Origin of the sequence: Pedobacter sp., from assembly GCF_965279535.1 — a bacterium.
Lineage (GTDB): Bacteria > Bacteroidota > Bacteroidia > Sphingobacteriales > Sphingobacteriaceae > Pedobacter.
The window spans coordinates 1,188,721-1,215,085 of sequence record NZ_OZ257244.1 but is presented as its reverse complement, the minus strand read 5'-3'; the positions used below and the strand labels follow the sequence as shown (position 1 = coordinate 1,215,085).

General features: G+C 37.0%; 26 protein-coding genes and 1 pseudogene. 20 read left to right on the top strand and 7 right to left on the bottom strand.

The window, feature by feature from the left end; genetic code table 11:
- Positions 1–375 precede the first annotated feature (375 nt).
- Entirely contained in the window at positions 376–2,631 is a 2,256-nt protein-coding gene (locus tag ACQY77_RS04785) for a GAF domain-containing protein (protein WP_421939125.1), read from the top strand.
- 120 nt (positions 2,632–2,751) lie between these two features.
- Here the strand turns inward: ACQY77_RS04785 and ACQY77_RS04780 are convergent, their stop codons facing one another.
- On the bottom strand, positions 2,752–3,354 hold the full coding sequence (locus tag ACQY77_RS04780) for a GIN domain-containing protein (RefSeq protein ID WP_421939126.1): 603 nt from the start codon (positions 3,352–3,354) through the stop codon (positions 2,752–2,754).
- A gap of 230 nt (positions 3,355–3,584) precedes the next feature.
- On the opposite strand from ACQY77_RS04780, the gene ACQY77_RS04775 reads away from it, so the two are divergent.
- The 6 genes from ACQY77_RS04775 (at position 3,585) to ACQY77_RS04750 (ending at position 10,188) form a co-directional block, all read left to right on the top strand.
- Positions 3,585–3,941, top strand: coding sequence for a response regulator (locus ACQY77_RS04775; protein WP_421939127.1), 357 nt, complete (start codon positions 3,585–3,587; stop codon positions 3,939–3,941).
- Positions 3,942–4,056: 115 nt separating this feature from the next.
- A complete protein-coding gene (locus tag ACQY77_RS04770) occupies positions 4,057–4,914 on the top strand; it encodes an HD domain-containing protein (protein WP_421939128.1) in 858 nt (285 codons plus the stop codon).
- Between the two features lie 55 nt (positions 4,915–4,969).
- Positions 4,970–5,107 carry a twin-arginine translocase TatA/TatE family subunit gene (gene tatA, locus ACQY77_RS04765; protein ID WP_421939129.1) on the top strand — a complete coding sequence of 46 codons (138 nt, stop codon included), beginning with the start codon at positions 4,970–4,972 and terminating at the stop codon, positions 5,105–5,107.
- Between the two features lie 154 nt (positions 5,108–5,261).
- Positions 5,262–5,474 carry a hypothetical protein gene (locus ACQY77_RS04760; protein ID WP_421939130.1) on the top strand — a complete coding sequence of 71 codons (213 nt, stop codon included), beginning with the start codon at positions 5,262–5,264 and terminating at the stop codon, positions 5,472–5,474.
- Between the two features lie 180 nt (positions 5,475–5,654).
- Entirely contained in the window at positions 5,655–9,176 is a 3,522-nt protein-coding gene (locus ACQY77_RS04755; RefSeq protein WP_421939131.1) for a PKD domain-containing protein, read from the top strand.
- Position 9,177: 1 nt separating this feature from the next.
- Positions 9,178–10,188 carry a type IX secretion system membrane protein PorP/SprF gene (locus tag ACQY77_RS04750; RefSeq protein ID WP_421939132.1) on the top strand — a complete coding sequence of 337 codons (1,011 nt, stop codon included), beginning with the start codon at positions 9,178–9,180 and terminating at the stop codon, positions 10,186–10,188.
- Positions 10,189–10,393: 205 nt separating this feature from the next.
- Here ACQY77_RS04750 and rpoN read toward each other — a convergent pair whose 3' ends face one another.
- A complete protein-coding gene (gene rpoN, locus ACQY77_RS04745) occupies positions 10,394–11,863 on the bottom strand; it encodes an RNA polymerase factor sigma-54 (protein ID WP_421939133.1) in 1,470 nt (489 codons plus the stop codon).
- 162 nt (positions 11,864–12,025) lie between these two features.
- Here rpoN and mscL point away from each other — a divergent pair, with 162 nt between their 5' ends.
- On the top strand, positions 12,026–12,463 hold the full coding sequence (gene mscL, locus ACQY77_RS04740) for a large conductance mechanosensitive channel protein MscL (protein WP_421939134.1): 438 nt from the start codon (positions 12,026–12,028) through the stop codon (positions 12,461–12,463).
- Positions 12,464–12,507: 44 nt separating this feature from the next.
- On the opposite strand, the gene ACQY77_RS04735 is transcribed toward mscL, so the two are convergent.
- Positions 12,508–13,380, bottom strand: coding sequence for a ChaN family lipoprotein (locus tag ACQY77_RS04735; protein WP_421939135.1), 873 nt, complete (start codon positions 13,378–13,380; stop codon positions 12,508–12,510).
- A gap of 132 nt (positions 13,381–13,512) precedes the next feature.
- On the opposite strand from ACQY77_RS04735, the gene ACQY77_RS04730 reads away from it, so the two are divergent.
- The 9 genes and pseudogenes from ACQY77_RS04730 to tsaB all read left to right on the top strand — a co-directional run bounded on the left by ACQY77_RS04730 (position 13,513) and on the right by tsaB (position 18,168).
- Positions 13,513–14,265: a LiaF transmembrane domain-containing protein gene (locus ACQY77_RS04730; RefSeq protein ID WP_421939136.1), complete on the top strand. Its 753-nt coding sequence runs from the start codon at positions 13,513–13,515 to the stop codon at positions 14,263–14,265.
- Between the two features lie 10 nt (positions 14,266–14,275).
- The gene (locus ACQY77_RS04725; protein ID WP_421939137.1) at positions 14,276–14,392 is read left to right on the top strand and encodes a DUF4288 domain-containing protein; all 117 of its coding nucleotides are present in this window, start codon (positions 14,276–14,278) and stop codon (positions 14,390–14,392) included.
- A gap of 2 nt (positions 14,393–14,394) precedes the next feature.
- Positions 14,395–14,610: pseudogene (locus tag ACQY77_RS04720) on the top strand (DUF4288 domain-containing protein); the annotation flags it as partial.
- A 6-nt stretch (positions 14,611–14,616) separates the two neighbouring features.
- The gene (locus ACQY77_RS04715; RefSeq protein WP_421939138.1) at positions 14,617–15,678 is read left to right on the top strand and encodes a sensor histidine kinase; all 1,062 of its coding nucleotides are present in this window, start codon (positions 14,617–14,619) and stop codon (positions 15,676–15,678) included.
- Positions 15,656–16,390 (top strand): LytR/AlgR family response regulator transcription factor, encoded by a 735-nt coding sequence (locus tag ACQY77_RS04710; protein WP_421939139.1) that lies wholly within the window; start codon positions 15,656–15,658, stop codon positions 16,388–16,390. Before ACQY77_RS04715 ends, ACQY77_RS04710 begins: the two co-directional genes overlap by 23 nt.
- Positions 16,391–16,538: 148 nt before the next feature.
- A complete protein-coding gene (rpmH, locus tag ACQY77_RS04705) occupies positions 16,539–16,697 on the top strand; it encodes a 50S ribosomal protein L34 (protein WP_090883778.1) in 159 nt (52 codons plus the stop codon).
- A 62-nt stretch (positions 16,698–16,759) separates the two neighbouring features.
- Positions 16,760–17,158, top strand: coding sequence for a ribonuclease P protein component (locus ACQY77_RS04700; RefSeq protein WP_421939140.1), 399 nt, complete (start codon positions 16,760–16,762; stop codon positions 17,156–17,158).
- Positions 17,142–17,372: a membrane protein insertion efficiency factor YidD gene (gene yidD / locus ACQY77_RS04695; RefSeq protein WP_421939141.1), complete on the top strand. Its 231-nt coding sequence runs from the start codon at positions 17,142–17,144 to the stop codon at positions 17,370–17,372. Before ACQY77_RS04700 ends, yidD begins: the two co-directional genes overlap by 17 nt.
- 100 nt (positions 17,373–17,472) lie before the next feature.
- Complete coding sequence (tsaB, locus tag ACQY77_RS04690; protein WP_421939142.1) at positions 17,473–18,168, top strand: tRNA (adenosine(37)-N6)-threonylcarbamoyltransferase complex dimerization subunit type 1 TsaB; 696 nt, start codon at positions 17,473–17,475, stop codon at positions 18,166–18,168.
- 3 nt (positions 18,169–18,171) lie between these two features.
- On the opposite strand, the gene ACQY77_RS04685 is transcribed toward tsaB, so the two are convergent.
- Both ACQY77_RS04685 and ACQY77_RS04680 read right to left on the bottom strand, forming a co-directional pair.
- On the bottom strand, positions 18,172–19,581 hold the full coding sequence (locus tag ACQY77_RS04685; protein WP_421939143.1) for a DUF5723 family protein: 1,410 nt from the start codon (positions 19,579–19,581) through the stop codon (positions 18,172–18,174).
- A 29-nt stretch (positions 19,582–19,610) separates the two neighbouring features.
- Positions 19,611–21,179 carry a hypothetical protein gene (locus tag ACQY77_RS04680; RefSeq protein WP_421939144.1) on the bottom strand — a complete coding sequence of 523 codons (1,569 nt, stop codon included), beginning with the start codon at positions 21,177–21,179 and terminating at the stop codon, positions 19,611–19,613.
- Positions 21,180–21,270: 91 nt separating this feature from the next.
- On the opposite strand from ACQY77_RS04680, the gene ACQY77_RS04675 reads away from it, so the two are divergent.
- The 3 genes from ACQY77_RS04675 to ACQY77_RS04665 all read left to right on the top strand — a co-directional run bounded on the left by ACQY77_RS04675 (position 21,271) and on the right by ACQY77_RS04665 (position 24,885).
- Positions 21,271–21,657: a DUF423 domain-containing protein gene (locus ACQY77_RS04675; protein ID WP_421939145.1), complete on the top strand. Its 387-nt coding sequence runs from the start codon at positions 21,271–21,273 to the stop codon at positions 21,655–21,657.
- Entirely contained in the window at positions 21,657–24,137 is a 2,481-nt protein-coding gene (gene priA, locus ACQY77_RS04670) for a replication restart helicase PriA (protein WP_421939146.1), read from the top strand. Before ACQY77_RS04675 ends, priA begins: the two co-directional genes overlap by 1 nt.
- Positions 24,138–24,228: 91 nt before the next feature.
- The gene (locus ACQY77_RS04665; protein ID WP_090883786.1) at positions 24,229–24,885 is read left to right on the top strand and encodes a protein-L-isoaspartate(D-aspartate) O-methyltransferase; all 657 of its coding nucleotides are present in this window, start codon (positions 24,229–24,231) and stop codon (positions 24,883–24,885) included.
- Between the two features lie 100 nt (positions 24,886–24,985).
- On the opposite strand, the gene ACQY77_RS04660 is transcribed toward ACQY77_RS04665, so the two are convergent.
- Both ACQY77_RS04660 and ACQY77_RS04655 read right to left on the bottom strand, forming a co-directional pair.
- Positions 24,986–25,843 carry a transposase gene (locus ACQY77_RS04660; RefSeq protein ID WP_421939147.1) on the bottom strand — a complete coding sequence of 286 codons (858 nt, stop codon included), beginning with the start codon at positions 25,841–25,843 and terminating at the stop codon, positions 24,986–24,988.
- Entirely contained in the window at positions 25,840–26,265 is a 426-nt protein-coding gene (locus ACQY77_RS04655; RefSeq protein ID WP_421939148.1) for a transposase, read from the bottom strand. Before ACQY77_RS04655 ends, ACQY77_RS04660 begins: the two co-directional genes overlap by 4 nt.
- Between the last annotated feature and the right edge of the window lie 100 nt (positions 26,266–26,365).

Sequence of the window (26,365 nt, the reverse complement as noted above, 5' to 3'; positions counted from 1 at the left end):
ATTACGTTTAACAGACCAATAATTAACGGTTCGATATGTATCTTTGCACTTGATTAATAGTGAGATACGATATTTTTTTTGGTTCGGGTTGCGTATGTGAGTTACAGGTTTGTATGCTTAACCAAAGTTCTTGATTAATAGGTTTGGCAAATAGCCGGGTAGTTTAGTACTTTACTTTAACCTGATATAATTCATCATTAAATTTAACATTATAGACAATTTATACCCATGAACACCAATGTAATACAACTACATAAAAACGAATGTATTCATTGCCAGGTGAAATCAAATCTGTCTTTTCGTCCCCTTGTGGAGTATCTGAAGGATAGATTGAGAACAGAGAAATCAGTAAAATCTGAATTTTACAGGTTTTTATTGGAAAAGATCGAAAAAAATGATCAGTTACTGGGCAATATAACTGCACAGGAAGTTGCAAAATATAAAGATACATTGGAATTGATTTTTACAATTCTCACGCCTCTAATGGCCAATGAAGAAGATATGTTTTGGGCATTAAGCACGCCAATTCCTGATGAGATTTTTTTTAGTACCAGCGCGTTTTATAAGTTTTTTAAAGATCACGACCCTAAAAACAAAGTAGACAAAACTGGTGAGCCACTGGAAAAGCGTCAGCTTAGGTTTATATACAATTTGATTTTAGAACGTTTTTACAATTTTAGCTATGTGCTAAAAAACGAGATCATCTATACACATATAAACCCTAAAACCAAGCTTACACAGTATTATAATATCCAAACAGATACTAAGTTTGTTGATATTATACATCAGGGAGATCTTCCTGAGATCAGTTTTGAAAAACTTGGCCAACAGTTTCACGATAACTGTGAACTGGAATACCTTACGCAGGTTCTGCCGTTGCAAAATTTCCATTTTGAAGGATTTAGTGTAATTTCCATTACCGATGTTACGCTACAGCATGCAATAGATGGTATCCGGGATGCACTTGTAAACCATAATTACCAATCAGAAGCTTATACCCATGTAATTCAGGCGCTAAAAACCTTAAGCGGTGAAAGTAACCTGGAATTTGGTTTAATGCCTTTCCTAACCGTAAATAATAAGCTGGTTTTTGATAGCAAAGAGTTTTCTCAAAGTATGCTCATCAACTCAGCCAAAGAATCTGATCTGGAAGAAGAAGTTTTTTATTCTCTAGTAGATAAATATAAAGAGAACCCCAGGGCCATATTTGTGAGTCACATCAATGATGATCAGATAAAAAAAGATCCTTTTTTAAGGGTGCTTAAAGAGGCAGGAGTCTGTTCCTATTCTGTGCTTCCAATTTTTTATAATACACAGTTGGCCGGAGTTTTAGAGGTTTACTCTAATCAGGAGGTGGTTGTAGATGATCGTTTATTATCCAGATTGCGCCCGGCTATGCCTTTAATCGGTCAGCTTTTTCAATACAGTATAGAAGAATTTGATGCCAAAATGGATGAAGTGTTGATGGATAAATTTACAGCCTTGCAGCCTTCAGTTCAGTGGAAGTTTAATGAAGTGGTGTGGCATTTTCTTCAGGAGAATAAGAATAAACAAAAAATGAAGGAGATTGAAACGGTAACGTTTAAACATATGTATCCTTTATTTGGTGCCATTGACATCCGGAATTCTACCATCGAAAGAAATATAGCATTGAAAGATGATATGGAAGTTCAGCTGAGCAGCCTGATCGGTACTTTAAAAAATATCCGTAAGGTTGTTAATTTAGAGCTTACAGATAAACTCCTTTACGATTGTAAAGAATGGACCAAACGCATTGAAGATTTTACTTCATCTAATGAAGAGAGTTTGTTAAATGAATTTCTGGAAACAGAAGTTTACCCCTTTCTCTCCATTATAAAAGCCAGTCATCCTGAAACCAAGGCCATTATTGATCAGTATTTTGCTGTAATCGTTCCAGAAACAGGTGCAGCTTTTTTAAACAGAAGACAGTTGGAAGTATCTATGCAACTGATTAACACAGAAGTAAGTCAGTATTTAGAGAAAGCACAGCAAAATCTGCAGACATCATATCCATGCTACTTTGCTAAATTCAGAACGGATGGTGTAGAGTATGATATATACATCGGGCAGGAGATTGCTCCTGATAAGCCTTTTGATCTGTTGTACCTTAAAAACATCAGGTTATGGCAGTTAACTTCCATGGTTGATATTGCAAGACTGTCTAAAGGACTTATTAATGATATGCCGCGTCATTTACAAACTACTCAACTTGTTTTTGTGCACTCCAATCCAATTGATATCAGTTTCAGAAATGACGAAAGACGATTTGATGTAGAGGGTGCATATAACATCAGGTATGAGGTGGTTAAGAAGCGTATAGATAAAGTGCTGATTAAAAACACGAATGAGCGATTAACACAGCCTGATAAGATTGCTATGGTTTATTTTCATGCAGACGAAGCCAATGAATACATGGAATATATTAAATATTTACAAGTTCAGGGCTACTTAAATGATGATCTCGAACAACTGGAATTAGATGAGCTTCAGGGTGTTTCAGGCTTAAGGGCATTAAGAGTTGGAGTCAAATACCCACTTCCTGAAAAGCTAGCTGTTACCAATCACGCAATCAATATCACAGAAGTCGTTTTAGAAAAACAACTTTCTTAAAATGCTAATAACAGGGAAGTCATTCTAGCTTCCCTGTTTGTTTTATAATAACCCGTGTCATTTTAAATAAAATTGCCTTGAGGTTTCTCAAGGCAATTGGCTTCATTTGTGTAAATTCGATTATCTTACTACAGCAACCTGTTTGTCTATAGCTAAAGTTTCTATACTGCTGATATTTGTTTTCAATGCCGCGAATTTGTCGATGGTTAATTTTGGTGTTTTGCTCATCACTAAAGTATGATCATCGGTAGAGCCACTTAATTTCAAATCTGCATTTTCGTTAATTACTGTATACAAGCCTTCAGTACTGGTATTTAAATCTGCATGGGCATTACCTTTCATAAAAACCTGTAAGTATTTAACATTTAACTTACCTTGAGTTTTGATCACCGCATTTTCTGAAGCATCAATTCTATAAATATCGTTTACATATACCACCAGTTTGGCTAAGCTTCCGTCTGCCGAAGTAATGCGTAGAATATCTCCATCCTGTGTAACTTTTGCAGTTCCGGTATTATCGTCTGTGTACGAAACACCTTTGGCATTGCTTTGTATTAAAAGTACTTCAACATTGCCCTGAACATATACTCTTTTAATGTTGCCAACAGAAATTGATTTTTCAGGCCTGATTTCCAATGCCGAAACATTGCCGGCAAATAATGAGGTTGTTAATACTATTGCGGTTAATGAAGAAGCGATTAGGGTTTTGATTAAGGTTTTCATAATATTTTGATTTAGGGGATTGTTTATTGTATTTTGTTTAAGTTTCGTAAATAAGACGCCACGCAAGCAGAAACGTTGCAAGGGAAGCAGCGCTATTATACCATCGATATGAATTAATCGACCAACAGCCATTAAAAACAGACGAAACCCCGACAAAAAATGTTTAAAATCATTATTAGATGAAATAGCCTTTTGTTATATTTATTCAAAATTTAATCCTAAACGGTTATATGAAGAAAAAGGTTGTTCTTGTTCAGGATAATAAGGATATTTTGAACATTATGGATCAGGTTTTAGAAGAAGAAGGATTCGAGGTAACCGCTTCACTAACACCCGAACCCATTGAGAAAATCAATGAAATTGAGCCGGATATTGTGGTAATAGATGATCACATAAAAGGAGATAAAAAAGGCTCTGAAATTATAGAAGAACTTAAATCTGATCCCGAAACGGAGGAGGTACCGGCAGTGCTTACTTCTACATCCAATGAATTGCCCCAACAGGCTGAAGATTGTAAAGCGGATGATTATATACAAAAGCCGTTTGATTTAGATCATATGGTAGACGTAGTTAAACGCAATACATAAACTCAAAATTTAATGCCTGATAATTAATCCTTTATTAAAAAGGAACATTATTCTATTGTGTTTTGCTAAAAAAATTAGTATTTTTGTTTGTGTTGAAACACTAATAGTAATTGATATGGCTCAGGTTAATGATTTTCTGTATGGCACAATGGAGTTGCCTCAGGTATTTGAGGATTTACTCGCAACAGCAGCGATGAAACGTTTGGCAGGAATTCATCAAAGTGGCGCTATATTTCTGGTAAACCCCGATATTTGCCATTCCAGATTAGAACATGCAATAGGGGTAACCATGTTAATCAACTGGCTCGGTGGCTCAGAGCTTGAACAAATAGCCGGTTTACTTCACGATGTTTCTCATACCGCATTTTCACATGTTGGGGATTATGTTTTCGAAAACTTAGCTGAAGATTTTCATGAACAGGTTTTTGAGGAAGTTATTGTACAGTCAGAAATACCCAAAGTACTTCAGCAACATGGCTATGATATCCAGCAGATTTTTCAGGGAAAGTTTGATATTTTAGAGCAGCCTTTACCTGCTTTGTGCGCAGACCGCTTAGATTATACCCTTCGTGATGCCATTCATGGTGGAATAATTTCCAGACAAAGGGCAAGAACATTTTTAAAAGCCATTACATTAAAAAAGGGTAAGATAGAGATCATCAACCAGGAAGAAGTGCTTTGGATAAATGATGTTTTTAAGAGATTAAATAATGAAGTTTTTAAACTTCCATTGCATTTGTATGCCAATGGTAAAATGGCAGCGTTAATAAAGGAGCTTATGGAGAAAGGGTTGTTGAATAAAGCAGATCTTTTTAAAACAGATACTTTACTTTTAAATAAAATCAGGAGTTCTACCTCAGGTTATGAAGCCGTTAAAGCCATTAAACAGCTCAGGGGTTTTTCAGAATTTATGAAATATGGCGCTGTTCCTCAAGTTAAAACACGTAATTTGAATGTAATCTATAACAATTGATTACCTTCGTAAATCCTAACCAACTGTTTTAGCGTATATATTAATAAATCAGCGTATGTCTACCATAGAAATTATTTTAATTATTGCAGTTGCTATACTCATTTTTGGGGGCAAAAAACTTCCGGAATTAATGAGAGGCATTGGTCAGAGTGTAAAAGAATTTAAAAAAGGCAAAGACGAACCTGTAAAATAAATTGAACACTTGTAGGTTCATCTGCATTATGATATGATTAGTAAGAAGTTTCATTCGTACTTCATTCATCGATTTATTCACTAATTCTTCCCTTCTACAATACTGTTCTCAAACTTTATTTCCTTTCTCTTGTTTAATTATAAACAACAAACAAATGGAAAATAACCAAAACAGTTCTGAAGAAAAAAAAGGTTTTTCGCAGAATGCGGAGCAAAATGAAGCGGTTAAAAAGGGATTAGATAATTGGAATGATCGGTTGGATAATAATTTAGAGCCCGAAGACCATAACGATGTTGATGCTGATGAACGCGCAAAAAATTATACCGACAAATTTCGAGATCAAAAAGATTCAGATCCAGTGGAATAAATATTAAACTGAGAAAAATTTTACATCAACCCCCTGCTTTTTTACACCAATAGCACATTTTGTGGCTAATTGGTGTTATTTTTTTGTGCACATATTTTTCTTGTGTATGATAAATGGTATATTGCATTTACTTAGCATAATGTGTAATGTACCATCCCGCTCAATTTAACTAATCAAGTGATGAATAGAATCTGCTTATTAGTTTTATTATTTTCCCTGTTTTTTTCTGCTCATGTACTTGGGCAGAATGTTTCAAATGAAGGGTTTGACTTTTGGGCAGTATTTCCTACACATGTAGCCAGCGGAAATGGAGGTACAACACTTAATAATCATGCAAATATTGCTGTATTTGTTACCGCTAAATCCAATTCGAGGGTAACGGTGAGTTGTGGAGCTTATACACAAACAAAAGATATACCCGCAAATTCAGCAATTCAGTTCGATATTACCTGGGCGCAGGCTTACATCAATTTCGCTGAAGCCAATATGAATCTCATCAATAGAGGCATACACATTAAAGTAGAAGATGATAAGCCCAAGGTTTCTGTCTATGCACACATGTATGGTGCTGCAAGATCTGCAGCCTCTCTGATTCTACCTTTTGAAACCTTAGGTCAAACTTATTACTCCATGAATTATACCCAGTTAAGTGGTGCACCACAGGGGAATAATTATCTTACATTAGTTGCTGCTGAGGCTAATACAACTATTTTATTGCACGAAAAGAATGGCAATGTTTTAAAAATCAACCTGGCAAATCCGGGTGATGTTTATGAATATATGCCCAATAACTTCAATGATTTAACAGGAGTTTATGTAGAAGTGGATAAAGAAACATCTTCTTGTAAACGATTCGCTGCATTTTCAGGGAGTTCGGTGCTATATATTGCATGTACAGGCTCTCAGGATCCTTTGTATCAGCAACTTTATCCAACTGTAAGCTGGGGTAAAAATTATGGTGTGGTTCCGTTTATTGATCGAAATTATATCCTTCGCGTATTGGCACAGGAAGATGATACACACATTACCTATAACGGACAAACCTATACATTAAATAAAGGTGCTTATCATGAAAGCAGTACCTTAACACAATCTACATACATTTCTTCAGATAAACTGATTAGTGTTGCGCAATATTCGCTTACCCAGGCGTGCTCAAATGCAATGGGCGGCACAATAATAGGAGATCCGGAAATGGTGATGTTAAATCCGATAGAATTTAATATTAAAGGTATTACGGTATTTTCTTCAACCTTACAGGCCATCACCAGCAGGTATATAAATGTACTTATGCGTGCAGATAAAACCAGTACTTTTAAAATGAACAATGTGCCTGTATCAGCAAATTGGATTCCGCTAGCTGGTAATTCATTGTATGCCTATGCCCAGCTGCCTGTTTCACAAAGTAGCATTACCTTAACGGCAGATGATGGTTTTAATGCCATTGCCTACGGATTCGGACAAGCAGAATCTTATTCTTATTCTGCAGGTACAAACTTATCTTCTAATAATTATCTCACCGTTGTAAACAATTCCAGGATGGAAGAAGGACCGAGTGGTTGTGTGGGGCAGGAGCTTAATTTAAAAATAAACCTTCCTTATCAGGCTGACAGAATAATCTGGACACTGGATAAAGGAACACCAGAAATAACGTCCAATCCCACGCCTGAAGTAAAAAATATTAACGGACAAACCATATATGTATATAGCTACCCGTTAAGTAAGGTTTATACCGTTTCAGGAGAATACCATTTAGAAATTGTTGCTCACGTCCCTAATAACGCTTCCAATTGCAATAGTGGAGACTTAACAACGGATTATATTTTTAATATTTATGATCTCCCTACCGCTAAGTTTACTGCTGAAGAAAAGGGTTGTGCACAAAATGATGTAAGCTTTACTGATCAAAGTCTCTCAAATGCTAAAGATTTCACGGTAACAGAATGGTTGTGGGATTTTGGAGATGGAAAAACATCAACAGAACAAAACCCCAAACATCAATATCAAACTGAAGGAAATTATAATGTTACATTGGCTGTGAAATCAGGGGCGGGCTGCTTTTCAGAGCCAGCACCCGCTCAAACAGTATCAATTTCGCCCAAACCTATTTCAAAGTTCAACGCGGCGGCCGTAGCCTGTATAAATAAAAGCTTCGAAATAGTTGATGTTTCTACCATCAGCAGTGCATTAAATCCAAATGAAATTGTAAACTGGAATTGGGATTTTGGCGATGGAAGTAACCCTGTGAATAAGACTACCTCAGAACCATTTTCTTATCAGTACAATAAGTTAGGAAAGTATACAATTAAGCTTGTAACTACCTCAGCAAAAGGTTGTAAAAGTGATGTCTTTTCGTTCGATGTGACTGTTGTCGATTTGCCGATTGCTGATTTCAGTATGTTCACTATTTGTTTAGCAGACCCTTTCGCTGTATTTACCAATAAATCTACCGATGCAAAGGATGCTGATGGAAATTTGAAATATGAATGGAATTTTGGCGATCCAACCCATTCCACTGTAGCCAATCCCAATATAGCAACATCAAAAGATGGAAAGCACACTTATCCTGTAGCAGGAACGTACAGCGTTTCCCTTAAAATCACAAATTCGAATGGTTGTGAATCAATAATAACGCAAAATTTTGTTGTAAATGGGAATGTAGAAAAAGCAGACTTTATTATTCAGAACGAGGCAAGTTTGTGTAGTAATCAGCAGGTTATCATCAATAATACCTCTACGGTTTCATATGGAAACGTAACAAAGATTATTATTTATAAAGATTTTCTCAATGCGCCTGAAGATTTTCAAACTATACTAAATCCTACAGCAGAGGATATTGCTTTAACCTATCCGGCTTTCGGGGGTAATGCAGAAAAGAAAGTCACGATTCGATTAGTGGCCTATTCTGGCGAAGGCTGTTTTAAAAATAAGGACACAGAAATTTCGCTAAAACCTACCCCGCAATTAACTTTTTCAGCAGTGCCCGAAATATGTCAAAATGATGGTAGTGTTTTAATTAATCAGGCTCATGAAACCTCAGGGATTTTAGGAAAAGGCGTGTACACTGGAGAAGGAATTGATGAAAGTGGAAGGTTTAACCCTAAACTGGTAAGTATTGGATCCCATTTGCTTACTTACACATTTGTTGCAGAAAATGGCTGCACTGAGCTGGTTACCCAAACTGTAGTGGTAAATAAGTCGCCGGTAGCTGATGCAGGGCCAATGATTTATATCCTGGCAGGTGGAGAAATAGCGATACCTGCCCAGGCTGAAGGCGATAATTTAAGCTTTAAGTGGTCGCCATCTACCGGGTTAAACCGGGATGATGTGTTAAATCCGGTCGCGTCTCCAGAGCAGGATATTACTTACACCTTAATTGTAACCAGCGATAAAAATTGCACTACAACTTCTTTAGTTGCCGTTAAAGTTTTGCAAGCTTTGACACCCCCAAATGTGTTCACACCAAATGGCGATAATATTAATGATGTATGGAACATTAAGTATTTAGATACTTACCCAAATGCAAGTGTTGAGGTTTTTAACAGAAACGGAACTAGGGTTTTCTTTAGTAATTTAGGGTACAAAACTCCCTTCGATGGAACCTTTCAGAATGAACCTTTGCCTGTGGGGGTATATTATTATATTATTAATCCAAGAAACGGAAGAAAAACAGTAAGTGGTCCACTAACAATAATCAGATAAATTGAAAAAAATCGTTCTCCTATTTGTAATGCTATTTGGTGTTGGCGCTTTTGCACAGCAGAAACCTCAGTATACCCAGTATATTTTTAATCAATACCTGTTAAATCCGGCTTTATCTGGAATTGAGAATTACATAGACTTTAAAGGTGGATATCGTAAGCAATGGAGCGGTATTGCTGATGCCCCTCAAACTTCGTTTGTTTCTGCGCACTGGGCGCTAGGCGATAACCAACTCTGGAGTAATGCACTTACATCTTTTCCCGAGCAAACTGGAAACCCAATGGATAGAAGTTATACCCAAAATTATATGTCATCTCCCTCACACCATGGTATGGGCGTGGCGGCCGTATTGGATAAAACAGGTCCTATAAAGAGATTAGATGCTAATGTTACTTATGCCTATCATCTTCAGCTGAGCAATAACTTTAATCTGTCTGCAGGTATAGCAGCAGGAATTTCCAGTATATCGCTTGATGTAAATGCGCTTTCTTTTGATACTCCTTATGATCCGGCATTAAATAGGGCGCTTACCAATCAGGTTAAGCCCGATTTAAGCGTAGGGCTATGGCTTTATGGTGCCAGAATGTTTGCTGGTCTATCTGTTCAACAGATTTTACCCCAAAAGTTGAGTTTTACAGCAGATAATGCTTTTAATCAGGGAAAGGAGGTGCCACATTTCTTTGCTACCACGGGGTATAAATTTTTTGTTGATGATGATATTGCAGTCATTCCATCTGTTATGGTAAAATATGTTCAGCCAAGTCCGGTCTCAGTAGATTTGAATGCAAAATTAGCCTTTAAGGATAAAGTATGGTTAGGCGGAAGCTATAGAAAAGACGATTCTTTTTCAGCAATGGCAGGCTTTAACATCGGTAAAATGGTGAATCTGACCTATTCTTATGATTTTACTACTTCCGAACTGAATCAGGTAAGCAATGGAAGCCATGAGATAGTCTTGGGATTATTGCTAAACAACATCTACAAAGTGCCTTCTTATATTAAAATATGGTAGGTGTCCTAACTGGCGTCAAAACATGTAATCGAATTTATAGGCTTGATCTATAATTAATTGTAATTTTGCTCTTGCCGGAGGACAGTTGGTCACTGTTCAATAGAACCATAATAAGAAATCTTGATAAGCCAGAAATACGAATCGCTAATCTTGAATACTTACTTTTTTTTGAAATTAAAATTGCAAATTGAAAACTGTGAACTGCTTAAAGCTCTTTTCTTAATCTGGCAACAGGGATATTCATTTGTTCACGATATTTTGCAACTGTTCTTCGGGCAATGTTGTAGCCCCTGTCTTTCAGGATTTCTGTTAACTTCTCATCTGCCAATGGCTTACGCTTGTCTTCATTGCCGATACAATCTTCCAGGATCTTTTTAACCTCTTTGTTAGAAACTTCTTCACCGTTTTCGGTTTGGATAGCTTCAGAGAAAAATGATTTTAAAAGGAAAGTTCCAAACTCAGTTTGTACATATTTAGAATTGGCAACCCTCGAAACAGTAGAGATATCCATATCAATCTTATCCGCAATATCTTTTAATATCATCGGACGTAATTTACGTTCGTCAGCAGTTAAAAAATACTCATATTGATAATGCATAATGGCATTCATCGTTTTTAGTAAGGTTTGTTGCCTTTGCTTAATAGCGTCAATAAACCATTTCGCCGAATCTAATTTTTGCTTTACAAATTGTACCGCTTCCTTAAGTTTTTTATCTTTAGAAGAGGCCTTGTCATAATGCTCAAACATCTCCTGATAGGAGCGACTAACTTTTAACTCTGGTGCATTCTTTGAATTTAAAGTGAGTACCAATATGCCATCGTTATTGCTGATGTGAAAATCAGGAATAATTTGCATTTGCTTGGTTGTAACCTGATTAGCGTCTCCTGGTTTAGGGTTTAGCCTTAAGATTTCATTCACGATTTCCTTCAATTCCTCACTATCTAAGCCTAAGCTTCGTTCCAGCTTATCGTAATGTTTACGCGTAAATTCATCGAGATAGTTTTCTACAACATTAATTGCTTTGATGATGATGGGATTGTTTACATCTTTTCGTTTTAACTGAATGAGTAAACATTCTTTTAAATCACGGGCACCAATGCCTGGAGGATCAAAACTCTGAATCAGTTTTAGCATTTCCAAAACATCCTCTTCTTCTACCATCACGTTCTGTGAAAAAGCCAGGTCGTCAATCATCGAACTTAACGGACGACGCAAATAGCCGTCATCATCGAGGCTTCCGATAATCTGTTTGCCAATTACAAAATCTTGATCGGAGAGGGGGATAAGGTCAAGTTGTTCTTGAAGACTTTCAAAAAAAGTACTTTCTATTGCAATAGGTGTTTCTTTCTTTTCTTCATCATCATCACCATTATTATAGTTTGTACTATAATCGTTGGCACTATCATCCTGCAGGTAATCGTCTACATTGAATTCATCTGTTCCTTCATCAGAAGACTTTTCATAATCTTCAGGTGAATCATTCAAGTCATCATATTCGCTTCTGGGTTCATCCTGAGTCATTAAACTAGGATCCTCCAAAGCTGGATTTTCTTCGAGTTCTTCTTTTACTCTGGTGTCTAAAGCAACAGTTGGTACCTGCAACAGTTTAATAAATTGTATCTGTTGTGGAGATAATTTCTGTAATAGTTTTTGTTGTAGATGTTGCTTTAGCATAGTATATATAAAAGAATGGAGCAAAAATAAACAAATGATTTCAGATATTCTTTGGAATTAATCCAAATGCATTTGATTAGTTTGGTTTTTAAATTATTTCCTAAACATTTGTAATGAATTTAATGTTTGCTACATTAGTAAATAAATCAATAAATTAATGATATGGGATTTGTAAAAGAATTTAAAGAATTTGCCCTGAAAGGCAATGTGATGGATCTGGCCGTCGGCGTAATCATTGGTGGAGCGTTCGGGAAAATTATAGATAGTGTTGTTAATGATTTAGTGATGCCAGTAGTTGCCGCAATTATTGGTAAACCGGATTTTAGTAATTTGTACGTAGTGCTAAGAGGTTCAGTTCCTGAAGGTACAGCATTGGTTGATGCTAAAAAGGTTGAGGGAGCCGCTATTTTTGCCTATGGTAACTTTATTACCGTTGCTATTAACTTCTTATTGTTAGCCCTTGTAATCTTCATGATGATTAAAGCCATCAATGCAATGAAACGTAAAGAAGAGGCTGTAGCCGCTGCAGCACCTCCTGCTCCAACTAAAGAAGAAATTTTACTTACTGAAATCCGTGATGCAATTAAAGCAAAAGGATAAAAGTATAAAGCAAAAAGGCCGCAGAAATTAAATCTGCGGCCTTTTTAGTAACTTCTCTTAATTTTCGGGTTAGTTATAATGATATAATCGCCTAGCGACTCGAATTTCTGCCAGTTGGGTTCGTCGAAACTTTCATCAGAAAAGGATGATATATTTTTTATCCTCAATTTAGGCGCATATTGCTGCAACTTTGCAAAAGTTCCAAGTTGCTCGTCACTGTGAAAGCGACCGTTTACCTGAAAAACCTTTATTCCTTTATTTTTTTGTATAAACCTGGAAATAGACCAGGCCATGGTGGCATCCCAAAAATTTTGAGTTTGATATACTTTCATCGTGCCCATGCTGTGGCCGCCTAGTATTTCATTGAATTTATCTTGATATCTGCCCTTAGCAGTGTCAATAGGCAAAGGTGGTAAAAAAGCAGCAGAAGATTTTGGGAGTTTCTCTAATACAACTAAACCACCCACAGTAACGGCGTTGCTATACCTGGCTGCGGCATTTGCGGCTATAATATTTAATTTATTCAATTTTGCAAACTCAACTAAAGGCTTGTAATCTTTGTAATTGCTCCAGGCCCTTGCTTCTTTAATAAAGTTCTTTTCAGAGATTAATCCCACCAAATATTCATCTATAATGGGCTGTATATCTGTGTGGAACATTTCCATGCTCAATGCAACACGGCCAGTGAATCTTTGGTTTAGCTTTTCGAGCAGGCTAATCTCTAAAAAATGTCCTATGGAGTCGTTGTGTTCTTCCCCAAAGAAAAGCACATCATTATGGTTCATTTCCTCAACGATATCGTCAAGGCTTATTATTTTATGATTTTTAGTATCATAAACTTTATAATTGCTTTCTATGTTTTGTCCAAAAGCATGAAAACAGGTAAGTAGTGCAGATAAGAGGTAAATGAATTTCATAACTCAAAGTAATGAAATTATTTTCACCGATAAAATCAGGTCACTCACCGCCTTTTTACCAAATGATGGAGGAAGAGTATTTCTGTATGCTGTTTTTATAGATATGTTTGAACTATAATAAAGAACACACAAATGGAAAATCAACATAACAACATCAAAAACTCTGGACGTGTTTGGGGTGGTTTAATTATCGTCATCATTGGTTTCGCTTTTTTACTCAATAATATTGGACTGGATATTCCAGACTGGATATTTAGCTGGTCCACATTAATGATGGCCATAGGTCTTTTTATTGGGTTACGTAGAAATTTTAAAGGAATAGGATGGTTGGTATTATTGCTGATGGGAGCTTACTTTACATTGGATGATATCCCTGGATTAGATTTTGATATTTCTAAATATGCTTTAGGCATTGGTTTAGTAATCATTGGGGGCTTTCTTATCTTTAGACCAAAATACCAGCATACTGGAAAAAGTAGTTTTAAAGACCAGTTCAGTACAGAATCGAACACTGAACAAGTAGGGCAATCGGGTAGGGCCATGAACAATGATATTATTGATACCTCTGCATTCTTTGGTGGAAGTCATCAAACTGTATATTCCAAAAATTTTAAGGGAGGAGACATTACCGCCGTTTTTGGTGGCGCAGATATCAATTTTACCCAGGCCGATTTTCATGAGGTTGTATCATTAGATGTAACAGCTGTTTTCGGGGGGATTAAATTAATTGTTCCACCAAATTGGGCGATAAAATCTAACGTAACGGCATTATTTGGAAGTGTAGAAGATAAAAGGGGGCACATGATCCCAACAGGGGAAATCCAGAAAACTTTAGTGCTGGATGGAACAGCCATGTTTGGAGGAATAGAAATCAAAAGTTTTTAAATCTTGAACAATGAGATGGTTTGCCGTAAATTGTATTTTTAAAATAATCAGCGGTGAGGGCGCACACTCACCGCAATTTAATGAACAAACAAGGTTGGTTGTGGCACCTGATTTCCGACAGCCTTAGCTAAAGCTAAAAAAAGATCTAATGAGTACAATAAGCCTTTTAATAATTGTGAAGGACAGAAAGTTCGTTGGGAATTTATTGGAGTTGGGGCTATACTAGAAATAGCGGAACCTGCAGATGGGGTAGAGGTGAATTCGCAGATATTAGAGCCTGCTTCAGTAACCTTATACCTGGAGCAGCTTGCACATAGAAACAAAATATTAACTCAACAAAATTAGAAGATTTTGACGGTAAGACCTTTATCAGTACCTCAGATACAGAAAACGGCCCTGGTATTTGCATTGGCATGGGTAGTGCTATGCGCTGTGGGATTGCATTATGCTGTTAATTTTTCATGGGCAATAACATTTACTGATAGTTTGATCAATAGCTTCTTTCTGGCGGCCGCCTGCGTGAGTGTAAGCAATATGCTGGGCTATTATCAGCCAAAAAATGAACGTATTTTCTATGTTCTCATTGTAACAATAGCCTTAACTGCAGTAGTTATATTTGCGTCCAAGTATGCTCTGTTTTATATTTTTTCCGATTTTAAAGAATATAAAGAATTTTATAATTTTTCCTTTGCTTTTAGGGCACTCATCTGTTTCGTTTGTTTAGCCTGGTGCGCTTTGGCTAATATTCTATGGTATAGATTAGAAGAGCAATCAGAAACACAAACACGTTTGCTTGATGCTCAGAATCTTGCAAAGGAAGCCGAATTAAATAAATTGAGGCACCAATTACAGCCCCATTTTCTTTTTAACAGCTTAAACTCCGTATTTGCTTTAACTATGATCAATCCAAAGGAAGCTGGAGTGATGATTACCAAACTGGCTTCATTTTTAAGAGGTACATTAAAAAGAGACGATGAGCTCTGGGTTTCTGTAGAAGAAGAAATGGAGTATATTCAGCTTTACCTGGATATAGAAAAAGTAAGATTTAGCCATCGCTTAAACATAGAAGTTAATATTGCTGAAGATACATTGAACTTATGCTTACCCGGTACATTATTACAACCTATTGTAGAAAACGCAATCAAATTTGGCCTTTACAATACTTCTTCTGCCATAACCATAAAGATTGATGTCAGTGTAGAAGCTCATTTGTTAAAATTAAGGATTCAAAATCCTTTCGATCCTGAAATGAAAGCCACAGGTGGTACTGGTTTTGGTTTAACTGCCATTAAGCGCAGGTTATATTTGTTATTTGCAAATCCACACCTCTTGCAAACAGAAATTGAGGCAAATAATTTATATATTACCACCCTTAAAATCCCGCAAAAAAATGATCAGAGCAATACTAATTGATGATGAATCCCTGGCCAGAGATATTGTAAAATACTACCTGTCTGATCATCCTGAAATAGAGGTTGTTGCTGAATGTGTTGATGGTTTTGAAGGCTTGAAGGCCATAAATCAGCATAAACCCGATCTGATATTTTTAGATATACAGATGCCTAAAATTAGTGGGTTTGAAATGCTGGAATTAGTAGAAGACAAGCCCGCAGTTATTTTCACAACAGCTTTTGATGAGTATGCGATAAAAGCATTTGAGGTAAATGCAGTCGATTACCTTTTGAAACCTATAGATAAGGGAAGGTTTGATACGGCGATTAAAAAATTACCAAACAAGCTCAATCAAAAAGAAAATACTGAAGCAGTGTTAGACGCAGCAGCACTAAGTCCTGCACAGAATAACAGGGTAGTAGTGAAAAAGGAAGGCATAATTAAAATTATCCCAACCTCCGATATTAACTACCTGGAAGCAGACGATGATTATGTAAAATTGAATACCATTGATGGGGTTTTTTATAAGAATAAAACCATGTCTTATTTTGAACAAACACTAGACCAAACCCAATTTATACGCATTCACCGTTCTTACATTATTAACCTGGCACAGGTAACTAAGATTGAGTTAAAAGAAAAAGATAGTTATGTTGTGCTGTTAAAATCCGATATTTGGCTGCCGGTAAGCAAAACCGGTTACACGAAATTAAAAGCAGCTTTAGGTATGTAAAACGCTCATTAAGAGTACGGTTGTTTTGAGCAGGGAGCAGATATATTTGTTTTTAGAAAAATAAAATTAATCTGACTTGCAATTTTAGAGAAATCGCTTTATATTTGCACCTCTTAATTTTAAAAATTACAATAGATAATATACAGTCATGAAAAGAACATTCCAACCTTCGCAAAGAAAGAGAAGAAACAAACACGGCTTCCGCGAAAGAATGGCAACAGCTAACGGCAGACGAGTATTAGCATCACGTCGTGCTAAAGGAAGAAAAAGATTAACAGTTTCTGACGAGCGCAAGCACAAAGCATAATTTTTGATTGCTCCTCCTTTACGGAGTAGGCAGATCAAATCTGCAATCATCAATCAAAAACAATGTATACATTTCGAAAAGAAGAACGGTTGTGCAGTAGAAAACATTTGGATCTACTGTTCAAAAACGGTTCTTCTTTTTTATTATATCCACTTCGTATCTCTTATCTTTTTATCGATGAACCTGCTGAGGTAAAAGCCCAGGTTGTAATCAATGTTCCAAAAAAAAGATATAAGCGGGCTGTCGATCGTAACTTGCTTAAACGCAGGATCAGAGAAGCCTACCGCTTAAATAAGCAGGAAAGTTTATACCTTCAATTGCCAGAGCATAAGGGAATGCTATTGCTCTCTATCCAATTCGTTGGCAAGGATAAATATGCTTTTCCTTTTATTGAGAAAAAACTACTTGCCGCTTTTAAACGTTTTTTAAGTTTAATCAAACCCAATGAAAGTCATTCGTAGCCTTTTCAGCTGGTTGTTTTTGGGACTGATTAAAGTTTACCAATATGCCATTTCTCCAATGCTTGGGGCAAATTGCAGGTTTACGCCTACCTGCTCTCAATATGGAGTAGAGGCCATTCGTAAATACGGGCCTTTTAAAGGAGGCTGGATGACTTTAAAACGTATCGGACGCTGTCATCCCTGGGGAGCTCACGGACATGATCCTGTGCCTTAGCTGAGCGTTTATATGATTCGATTGATATTAGTTAATCAGTCGTATCTCAAATCTCAGGTCCTGCACCTCAATTTTCACATCTAATTAATACATTTGCGCTATGGCAAAAATACTTCAGATAGAAACAGCAACTGCAGTTTGTGCTGTGGCATTATCAATAGATGGACAAACTATAGCAATTAAAGAAGAGAGCGGTCAGAATTTGCATGCCAGCAACCTTACCTTATTTATTAATGAAGTTGTTTCTGCTGCAGGCTTAGCCTTTAAAGACATTGATGCTGTTGCAGTAAGTAAAGGCCCGGGGTCGTATACAGGCCTGCGCATTGGTGTTTCTACGGCTAAGGGACTCTGCTATGCCTTAGGTATCCCCTTAATTGCCATAAGCACATTAGAAATGATGGCTAAAGGGTTTTTGATAGAAAATCAGGCTTATCAGGGTTTAATTTGTCCCATGATAGACGCCAGGAGAATGGAAGTTTATGCAGCAGTTTATGATGCACAGCTGAATATGGTGGAGCCCATTTCCGCCAGGATAATTGATGAGCTTAGTTTTGCTGAACTTTTAGCAGATAATCAAATCACTTTTCTGGGTGATGGCGCTGCAAAATGTAAAGCAGTGCTAACCAATAACCGGGCTCAATTTTCTGAGGTCAATTTTAATTCTGCGCAATATTTATCAGAACTTGCAAATGAAGCTTTTAACCAAGGTAAATTCGAAGATGTAGCTTACTTTGAACCTTATTATCTTAAAGACTTCGTAGTTACGCAATCTAAAAAACAAAAGGCTCAGTCATAGGCTTTATTTTCGCTTAAATATTGAAAACAGATTTTTAAAGAAGCTTCCGCCTTCATTGTCGTTAATGCCCGGCATTACATCACTAAATTGGGGATGGTTAACTGTATTTCCGAATTTAATGCCCACACCCATATAAAATGAAGCACCATTCGGGCCTTTACCAATGGTAGCGTCTTCTTTTAAAATGCCTTTGGCCTGGCTTGCTGTAGATACCAGATTATCTGTGCCTAAAAACAGCTCAAAGTTGGGAGTCTGGTATTTCCCCTGAAGCCCAACCATAAAAATGTTATTCAGGTTGTACAGAGGGGTAACACTGGCAGAGAAATCATTATAGTTAAAAGTGTTAACCAGGGCAATGTCTCCGCCTTTGTAAAATAAATTTTTAGAAACCACTAAGCCAGGTTTATAAAAGCCATAAGTTTTAGAAAGATAAATATCTGCTTTGGCATTGGTTAATGCCATAAACTTTTTGCTCTGCTGGTAGAGCAAGAAAATATCTTTAATTTCATCATTGGTGTTGCCCTGGTTATCGGCTACATTATTGATCTCTTTAAGCTCGTTAACGGTAGTTCTTTGAGTCGTATTCCTCCACCAGATAAAACCCAGATCTTTGATATTAGCCATTAAAAAAAGCCCCTTTTTAGTGGTGTAAGTGGTTCCAAAACCCAGTGAAACCCCGGGGTTTTTAAAGTTAGGAAAAAAGGTTTTCTTATTGATTTCTTCTGTATCGTAAAAATTGCTGGAATAAGTTCCGGCTAAGCCGATGGTTAGCGAATTGCTTTCCGGATTAATGTTTAAGTAAGAATCTGTAACATTTAATTTGTTGTAAAGTATACCACTTAATAAGCTGGCTTTTAAACCAAAAGATAATCGTTTGTTATAATTTTCTCTGTAGGTAAAGCTAAATTGGTGATAGCTTTGCTGGTATCCTTTGGTGTTGAAGATGTCGAAATATTCTGTGTTGGGATTAAATCGCTGATAAGTATCAAATATGGCGAGTGTTTCATTGGTATAATCGATGTGGGCATCTGATCGAATTTGCCAGGCAAAGCCCATTTCCTTCTGGTATTTATAAGATTTAAACAAACGGAAAGTAGCCACGTAAATGTTGCTGTTCTCGTAAAGATGGTTGATGTCTCCCATTCCTATAGGAAGCCCTTCAGTATCATTTACGCCTTCCTGGCTCAGCTTTCTGATTACTCCCTCGGCGCTTCCACGGTTAGCTGCATTTACACCAAAGTAAGGCAGAAAAAAGTTGGAAGAAAATTTTCTCGAAGAATCTAAAGTGAATGATTTTTGTGCAGGATTCTCAAAAGCATCGAACATGGTTTTGGTTCCAAATAAGGAATACTGTTGAGCGTAAGAAGTATTTGCAATAACGAATGCAGATACTATGAGTAAAAGTTTCTTCATTTAGGGGGCGTTTCTAGCTTGTTTCTTAATTAACGGTTGCTTAGGGAATCTGGTATTTCTGGTTTTAAATATTTGTTTAAGAGAATGTTAGTGTTAAATTTGTTTTTTTCTGCACTCATTTGATAACAGAACGTATCAAAACTTTTTAAGCCACTATCTGCCCTTAAATGTTTATAGTATGGTAATAAAATATTATTTCTAAAAATATCTCCTGAGTTTTTAGTGTTAATGTAAAAACTAACATTTGCTGTAGTAGAAATCTGATTTAAAGCATCGAGATAAGCCTGGTTTTGTAGCAAGAGTCTGTTGTTCTTGTAGTCATTTAAAAACGATTGTACCGTACTTGCGTTATTTGCAACAATTAGATAATTATCAATGATGGTGTAATATGGGCGTGTAAATTTCTTAAAGGGTTCTCCAAAAAAGTTGTACAGTATGCCGGCCGATTTAAATATTTTGATCTCCTCATTATAATCCGCACTTACATCCAGTAGCAACTGTTTCACTTTTTCTCCATTATTTAAAGCAACAGCACCTAATTTTTCTGTTGTGTTCAGCTGAAAAGTAATAAATTGATTTTTAACATAGCTTGAAAATACCTCGTTCAGATCTATTCTATACTCATTTTTTATTTCTGCAATAACCGCTTTGGATTTATCCAACTCATTAATTTGTTCTAGCCATTGCGTAAGTTTTTTAAGCCAAGTGGGATAGTTGTCTATTGCATAAACGGCATAATTGGCCGTCTTATCTGGCAGGATATTGGTAATTGAGATGTTTTGTGAGGCTGTATTTTCAAATAACTTTAAGTAATTTTTGGTACCCTTAATTTCTGTTGATCCATTAAACAATATTCGCTCTTTACTGAAATTATAATTCAGCGCAGCATAACTATCCTGCTGATCAAAAATACTAAGCTCGCCATTTAAATTTCCGGCAATAATATTCTTGAGCAGGAACGGAGCTTTATTAAAATTAATGTATACCCGGGCTAAGGCGCTCTTGTTTTGCTGATTGTTTTCTTTAATGTAGGCAGTAAAGGGATTATCTTCCAATCTAATACCTGCCTCCTGGATTAATTTTAAGGAGGTTGAAGCCGTGATTACACGGTGTTGTATACCGATAAAAAGAGATAGGCTATCACTGAATCTGACTATATAGACTTCCTTTTCGTTTTTAACAGTAGATGTCTTTTTTTTCAAAAGTTCCTGGAATTGATTTACATTTCGATCTTTATCAATCTGAACAGTAAAAAGAAAGTTTAGTGTTTTATCAGCATCAGGAAGTACGCTGATATAGATTTGTTGATTTTGAATAAAGCTGTTTAACTTATTATTATCAATCAGCTCCTTTTTAATCTGTTGCAGCAATGCTACTTTTTCAGTTCCAAGTGCCTGTTGTAGCAGTTGTTGGCTCTCTGCAATTTCATAAAATCCCTTATCGTTCTGGAAAGAGAAAACCAGAGCAGCATTGTTTGTAGCAGATTGAAGCGCAAGATCTTTAGCGTTGTTCTCTGTGTTCAACCTGGAAAAGTAGAGGTAGGCCATTAAGACTGTTCCTACAAAAAGTGCCGCTGTTAAAATGATAATTTTTTTCATCTGTATATGCAACAAATTTAATTTATTACATTGATTAGTGAGAAGTTCTTGACCATTTTATTAATTTAGCCCTGCTATACGCAAAAGCTATATGAATAAAAGAATTATCCTCACTGCTGCTTTTTTTGGAGCCGTAGCCGTTTTATTAGGTGCTTTTGGGGCGCATGGCCTTAAGAGTCTGATAGATGCACCCGCTTTAGAGATCTGGCAAAAAGGAGTTGACTATCAGTTTTATCACACCTTTGCACTATTATACCTTTCCACCTTTGCCCGTTACCGGAATAAATTAATCAATATCGCATATTTTTGCTTCACCTTTGGTATCATTCTGTTTTCTGGCTCTCTCTATTTGTTAGCAACCAGAAATATTTTTAATTTCAGTTTTACAGCATTTATAGGTCCGGTTACACCAATTGGCGGTTTGCTATTTGTTTTGGGCTGGATCATGTTATTTTTTGCCGCTTTTAAAGATAAATAATGGAATCTTTCGAAAATGACATATTTACAGAAAGAGAAACACTTTTTGTGGAGGTTATTTTGCCTTTATCACTGGCGAAGAATTATACCTATCGTGTTCCTTTCGACCTTAATGATCAGGTAGAAATTGGGAAGCGGGTGGTGGTGCAATTCGGTAAGCATAAAATTTATACTGCACTGATTAGGAACATCACCTCAATACCTCCTGCGGCTTATGAAGCTAAATACATCATTGATGTGGTAGATAATGAGCCTGTTGTTACCCCGGTACAACTTAAGTTCTGGACCTGGATGACTCAGTACTACATGTGTAATGAAGGTGATGTGATGTCGGCGGCACTTCCTGCAAGCCTGAAGCTTGCCAGTGAAACCATACTGATTTTAAGAGAAGAACTGAATGAAGATATAGCGCTTACAGAAAAAGAAGAAATCATTATTGCTGCGTTAAAGAAACAGCAAAAACTTACTGTAAATGATGTTTCCAAGCTATTGGGGCAGAAAACCATATATCCGATTATCAATACGCTTTTGGATAAGGAGCTGATATTGGTGGCAGAAGAAGTAGTTCAAAAATATAAGCCCCTGCTCAAATCTTTCATTTTGCTGAATGATTTTTATCTGGAAGAAGATAACTTGAGGCAGCTTTTTGAGGTGCTGGAACGAGCGCCAAAACAGCTGGATGCCTTATTGGCCTATTTAAAACTCAATAAATCGGGTGTCCCCATTTCAAAAGAACAGTTGCTGGCAGAAAGTGATTGTGGGCCAGCAGCCTTAAAAGCACTTACCGATAAGGAGATTTTTGTGGTAATGAAAAGACCTGTTAGCAGGTTATCTAATCATGACGACGAATTTAATGTGAATTTCACGCTCAATGAAGGTCAGCAAAAAGCATTCGAAAAAATAAAATCCTCATTTGAAGAAAAAGATGTTGTACTGCTTCATGGAGTTACAGCTTCTGGAAAAACACAAGTTTATATCAAGCTGATAGAAGAAATTATTCAGCAATCTGATGGTCAGGTTTTATTTCTTTTGCCGGAGATTGCATTAACTACTCAGATTGTTGAACGGATCAAACGATATTTTGGAAACTCGATCGGTGTTTATCACTCTAAATTTAACAACAGTGAGCGTGTTGAGATATGGAATAAAGTGAGAACCGGAGCTTATAAAGTAGTTCTGGGTGCAAGGTCGGCAGTTTTTCTTCCATTTAAAGATCTTAAACTTATAGTTGTAGATGAGGAACACGAATCATCTTATAAACAACAAGACCCGGCACCGAGATACCAGGCGAGAGACGCTGCAATCTACCTCGCTCACCTTTATCAAACCAAAGTAATACTTGGGTCAGCTACACCATCTCTTGAAAGTTATTACAATGCGCTTCAGGGAAAGTATGCATTGGTAGAAATGAAAGAACGCTTTGGTGGTGTTCAATTACCCAATCAGCAGGTGGTGAGTATTGCGGAAGAAAATAAGAAAAAAACGATGGTTTCTTACTTTTCAAGTGTATTGATTAAGGATATTGATGAGGCACTGGCAAAAAAAGAGCAAATTGTTTTATTTCAAAACAGAAGGGGATATGCTACGATTCTTATTTGCGCTACCTGTGGATATACACCCAAATGTGTCAATTGTGATGTAAGTTTAACCTATCATAAAAGTAGTGGAAAGCTCCATTGTCATTATTGTGGTTATTACCAAAGCAGTGTAAACATTTGCCCGGCATGTGGATCAGTACATGTTGAGCAAAAAGGCTTTGGAACCGAGCGTATAGAAGAAGAATTGAAACTGCTTTATCCGGATGTGACCATTGCGCGCCTGGATATGGATAGTACGCGGACTAAGAATGGTTTGCAGCAAATATTAACTGATTTCCAGGAGAAAAAAACAGATATTCTTATTGGTACACAAATGGTAGCCAAAGGCTTGGATTTTGATAACCTGAATTTGATTGGGGTGATCAATGCCGATACTATTCTGGGCTATCCCGATTTTAGAGCTTATGAAAGGAGTTTTCAGTTGTTGGCCCAGGTTGCCGGACGAGCAGGAAGACGAAATGATCAGGGAAATGTGTGTATCCAGACTTATGATGCTGGTCACAGGATCATAAAACAGGTAGTAGAGAATGATTATATAGGCATGTATAATGACGAGATTGCAGAACGCGAGCGTTTTTCTTATCCGCCATTCTCCAGAATGATTTTCCTTTACCTGAAACATAAAGATTCGAATGTAATCGATCATGCTTCGGCAACACTTGCAAATATATTAAAAGGTAAATTTGGCAAGCGGGTACTCGGACCCGAACAGCCTTTGGTAAGCCGGGTGCGGAATTTGTATATCAAACAGATTATCATTAAGGCTGATAAGCATACTGCTATCCAAAAGGTTAAGGATGTTTTGCGTGAAACCCTAACCGAATTTAACGCCACCAAAGACTTTAAAAGCGTAATTACGCAATTGGATATTGATCCTTATTAGCAAGTTTTTTTAGTTTTGATTTACTGCTACTTACAATCTTGCTAAAGAATAAAGCTTGTTTCACCATTTAAAAAAGCTAATTTTGAAGCTCATGGCCTATAAATTTGTTGATAATTACCGAGAACGGGGAGCGAGAAAAAAGCTGGTAGAGTTGTTAAGATCTCGTGGAATTGAAGATGAAAATGTGCTTAATGCAATTGGCAAGGTTCCCCGTCATTTCTTTTTTGATGAAACTTTTTGGAAGCAGGCTTATAAAGATATTGCTTTCCCGATAGGTGATGGGCAAACCATATCCCAGCCTTACACTGTAGCCTATCAAAGTGAGCTACTTCACATTAAAAAAGGTGATAAGGTTTTAGAAATTGGTACCGGATCTGGCTATCAAACCTGTATCCTTATGGAACTTGGTGCCCAGGTTTATACCATTGAAAGACAGGAAAATATTTATAACAGGACGATTCAAGTGTTGCCCGGAATGGGGTATCGTCCTAAATTTTATTGTGGAGACGGTTCAAGAGGGATTGCAGAAGGCGCTCCTTACGATAAAATTATTGTAACTGCTGGTGCACCGATGGTTCCGGAAATCCTCTTAAAACAGCTTAAAATAGGTGGTATTCTGGTTATCCCGGTAGGAGATGAACATACACAGAAAATGGTAACCGTGCTTAGGGTAAGTGAAACAGATTACGAAAAAATTGTTCTGGATACCTTCAGGTTTGTGCCATTGGTAGGAGATCAAGCCTGGTAAGGGGTAGTTTAAAATGCTAAGAATTAAGTATCAGAGGTCAAGTATCAAGAAGCAAGTATCAAGTGTCATGTTGTCAATGCCTAAATAAGGTTGACCAGTGTTAGTTTACAATTTGCATTGATTTTCCAATATTTCTTATTTTGCTCTTTTGCATTGAGGTTTCTTTAAGTTGGCGTTCAAATTTAATTGGTGTGAGTCTTTGTAACCCAATATGTGGTTTATCAAAGTTATAAAGTTTAACGCTTCGGTCAACTTCTTTTATCAGCTCATTAAGATTCCTGATCCTTCTGTGCTTTAGATAATTGTTTTTGATTACACCGTTAATCCTTTCTGCTTTACCATTTTCCCAGGCAAATTCACACATACTGTTTAATATTTTGTGTTGTCTGGTCAGCTTGAGGAACTCCTTGTCATAATACTGGCCTCCACCATCTGAATGGAAGATCAACCCCTCCAGGTTTTCCCTTTTGCGTTCTTTTAGTGCCATTCTTAAAGCAGGGAGTGTAGTCTGGTCGGTTAGCAACCTGCCCGAGGTATGGTGCCCAAGGATACGCCTTGAAAAGGCATCAATTATGAAGGTTAGGTAATAAAAACGTCCGTTCAACTCAAAATAGGTAATATCACTTTGCCAAAGTTGGTCGATATTGCTTAAACAAAGATTATTGGCAAGGTTCTCAAAGCGGGTAACGCCACTACTGTCGGTTGTCCTGCGCCAATTCTTAACCCGCTTAACGCTGAGGTTCTCACAGCTGCAATAGGCTTCAAATGCGTCCCGGCCGATCCCTTCAGGCATTAGCTTATAGTACATCGCACGGCTACTCATGGTAGGATGGTCATTCCTTAGCTGATGGATGATGGGAAGCAGGGATTCCCGGCATTCCCGATGGCAGGCGGTGCGACCAAGTTGCTGATGGAAGGCTTGCTTGCTTATCCCTATACTGGTGTAGAAGAAATTCATACTGTAGGAGAATCGTTGTCTGTTCCCCCAGAAATATCGGGCAGTCGGGTAGAAAGTTTTTTTTTAATATCCACACCATACATCTCTTCTGCGATTTCGATCTGCTTCTCACGAAAATCAAGCAGGATCTGCTTTTGTCCTACCATACGTTCCAGTTCTGCTACCTTTTTTTTCAGGGCAAGAAGCTCCTGGGTATCACTCTGGCTTTCAACTATCAAACGATCTTTTTTCTCTCTCATAATACCAAATTTAGCAATCCATCTGTAAACACTGGTGCGACTTACCTGATATTGTTTGCAAACATCTGATATGGAAGCCAGCCCACACTCTAGCTCCCTAACTTTCTGGACCTTGAAATTGTCACTAAATACTCGCATTAAACGCTCCTTAGAGTTTAATCCTAAAACTGTTGATGTTCCCATTTTTTATATGTTTAAAAATTTAAAAAACGGTCAACTTATTTCAGGCATCGACATGTATCAAGACAGGGTGCTATTTTGACTCGGGTTTCCGGATTCTTGA

Coding starts and splice junctions, on each gene's coding strand:
- ACQY77_RS04780 (WP_421939126.1), bottom strand. CDS start 3,354: ATGAAAACCTTAATCAAAACCCTAATCGCTTCTTCATTAACCGCAATA.
- ACQY77_RS04775 (WP_421939127.1), top strand. CDS start 3,585: ATGAAGAAAAAGGTTGTTCTTGTTCAGGATAATAAGGATATTTTGAAC.
- ACQY77_RS04770 (WP_421939128.1), top strand. CDS start 4,057: ATGGCTCAGGTTAATGATTTTCTGTATGGCACAATGGAGTTGCCTCAG.
- tatA (WP_421939129.1), top strand. CDS start 4,970: ATGTCTACCATAGAAATTATTTTAATTATTGCAGTTGCTATACTCATT.
- ACQY77_RS04760 (WP_421939130.1), top strand. CDS start 5,262: ATGGAAAATAACCAAAACAGTTCTGAAGAAAAAAAAGGTTTTTCGCAG.
- ACQY77_RS04755 (WP_421939131.1), top strand. CDS start 5,655: ATGAATAGAATCTGCTTATTAGTTTTATTATTTTCCCTGTTTTTTTCT.
- rpoN (WP_421939133.1), bottom strand. CDS start 11,863: ATGCTAAAGCAACATCTACAACAAAAACTATTACAGAAATTATCTCCA.
- mscL (WP_421939134.1), top strand. CDS start 12,026: ATGGGATTTGTAAAAGAATTTAAAGAATTTGCCCTGAAAGGCAATGTG.
- ACQY77_RS04735 (WP_421939135.1), bottom strand. CDS start 13,380: ATGAAATTCATTTACCTCTTATCTGCACTACTTACCTGTTTTCATGCT.
- ACQY77_RS04730 (WP_421939136.1), top strand. CDS start 13,513: ATGGAAAATCAACATAACAACATCAAAAACTCTGGACGTGTTTGGGGT.
- ACQY77_RS04725 (WP_421939137.1), top strand. CDS start 14,276: ATGAGATGGTTTGCCGTAAATTGTATTTTTAAAATAATCAGCGGTGAG.
- ACQY77_RS04710 (WP_421939139.1), top strand. CDS start 15,656: ATGATCAGAGCAATACTAATTGATGATGAATCCCTGGCCAGAGATATT.
- rpmH (WP_090883778.1), top strand. CDS start 16,539: ATGAAAAGAACATTCCAACCTTCGCAAAGAAAGAGAAGAAACAAACAC.
- ACQY77_RS04700 (WP_421939140.1), top strand. CDS start 16,760: ATGTATACATTTCGAAAAGAAGAACGGTTGTGCAGTAGAAAACATTTG.
- yidD (WP_421939141.1), top strand. CDS start 17,142: ATGAAAGTCATTCGTAGCCTTTTCAGCTGGTTGTTTTTGGGACTGATT.
- tsaB (WP_421939142.1), top strand. CDS start 17,473: ATGGCAAAAATACTTCAGATAGAAACAGCAACTGCAGTTTGTGCTGTG.
- ACQY77_RS04685 (WP_421939143.1), bottom strand. CDS start 19,581: ATGAAGAAACTTTTACTCATAGTATCTGCATTCGTTATTGCAAATACT.
- ACQY77_RS04680 (WP_421939144.1), bottom strand. CDS start 21,179: ATGAAAAAAATTATCATTTTAACAGCGGCACTTTTTGTAGGAACAGTC.
- ACQY77_RS04675 (WP_421939145.1), top strand. CDS start 21,271: ATGAATAAAAGAATTATCCTCACTGCTGCTTTTTTTGGAGCCGTAGCC.
- priA (WP_421939146.1), top strand. CDS start 21,657: ATGGAATCTTTCGAAAATGACATATTTACAGAAAGAGAAACACTTTTT.
- ACQY77_RS04665 (WP_090883786.1), top strand. CDS start 24,229: ATGGCCTATAAATTTGTTGATAATTACCGAGAACGGGGAGCGAGAAAA.
- ACQY77_RS04660 (WP_421939147.1), bottom strand. CDS start 25,843: ATGAATTTCTTCTACACCAGTATAGGGATAAGCAAGCAAGCCTTCCAT.
- ACQY77_RS04655 (WP_421939148.1), bottom strand. CDS start 26,265: ATGGGAACATCAACAGTTTTAGGATTAAACTCTAAGGAGCGTTTAATG.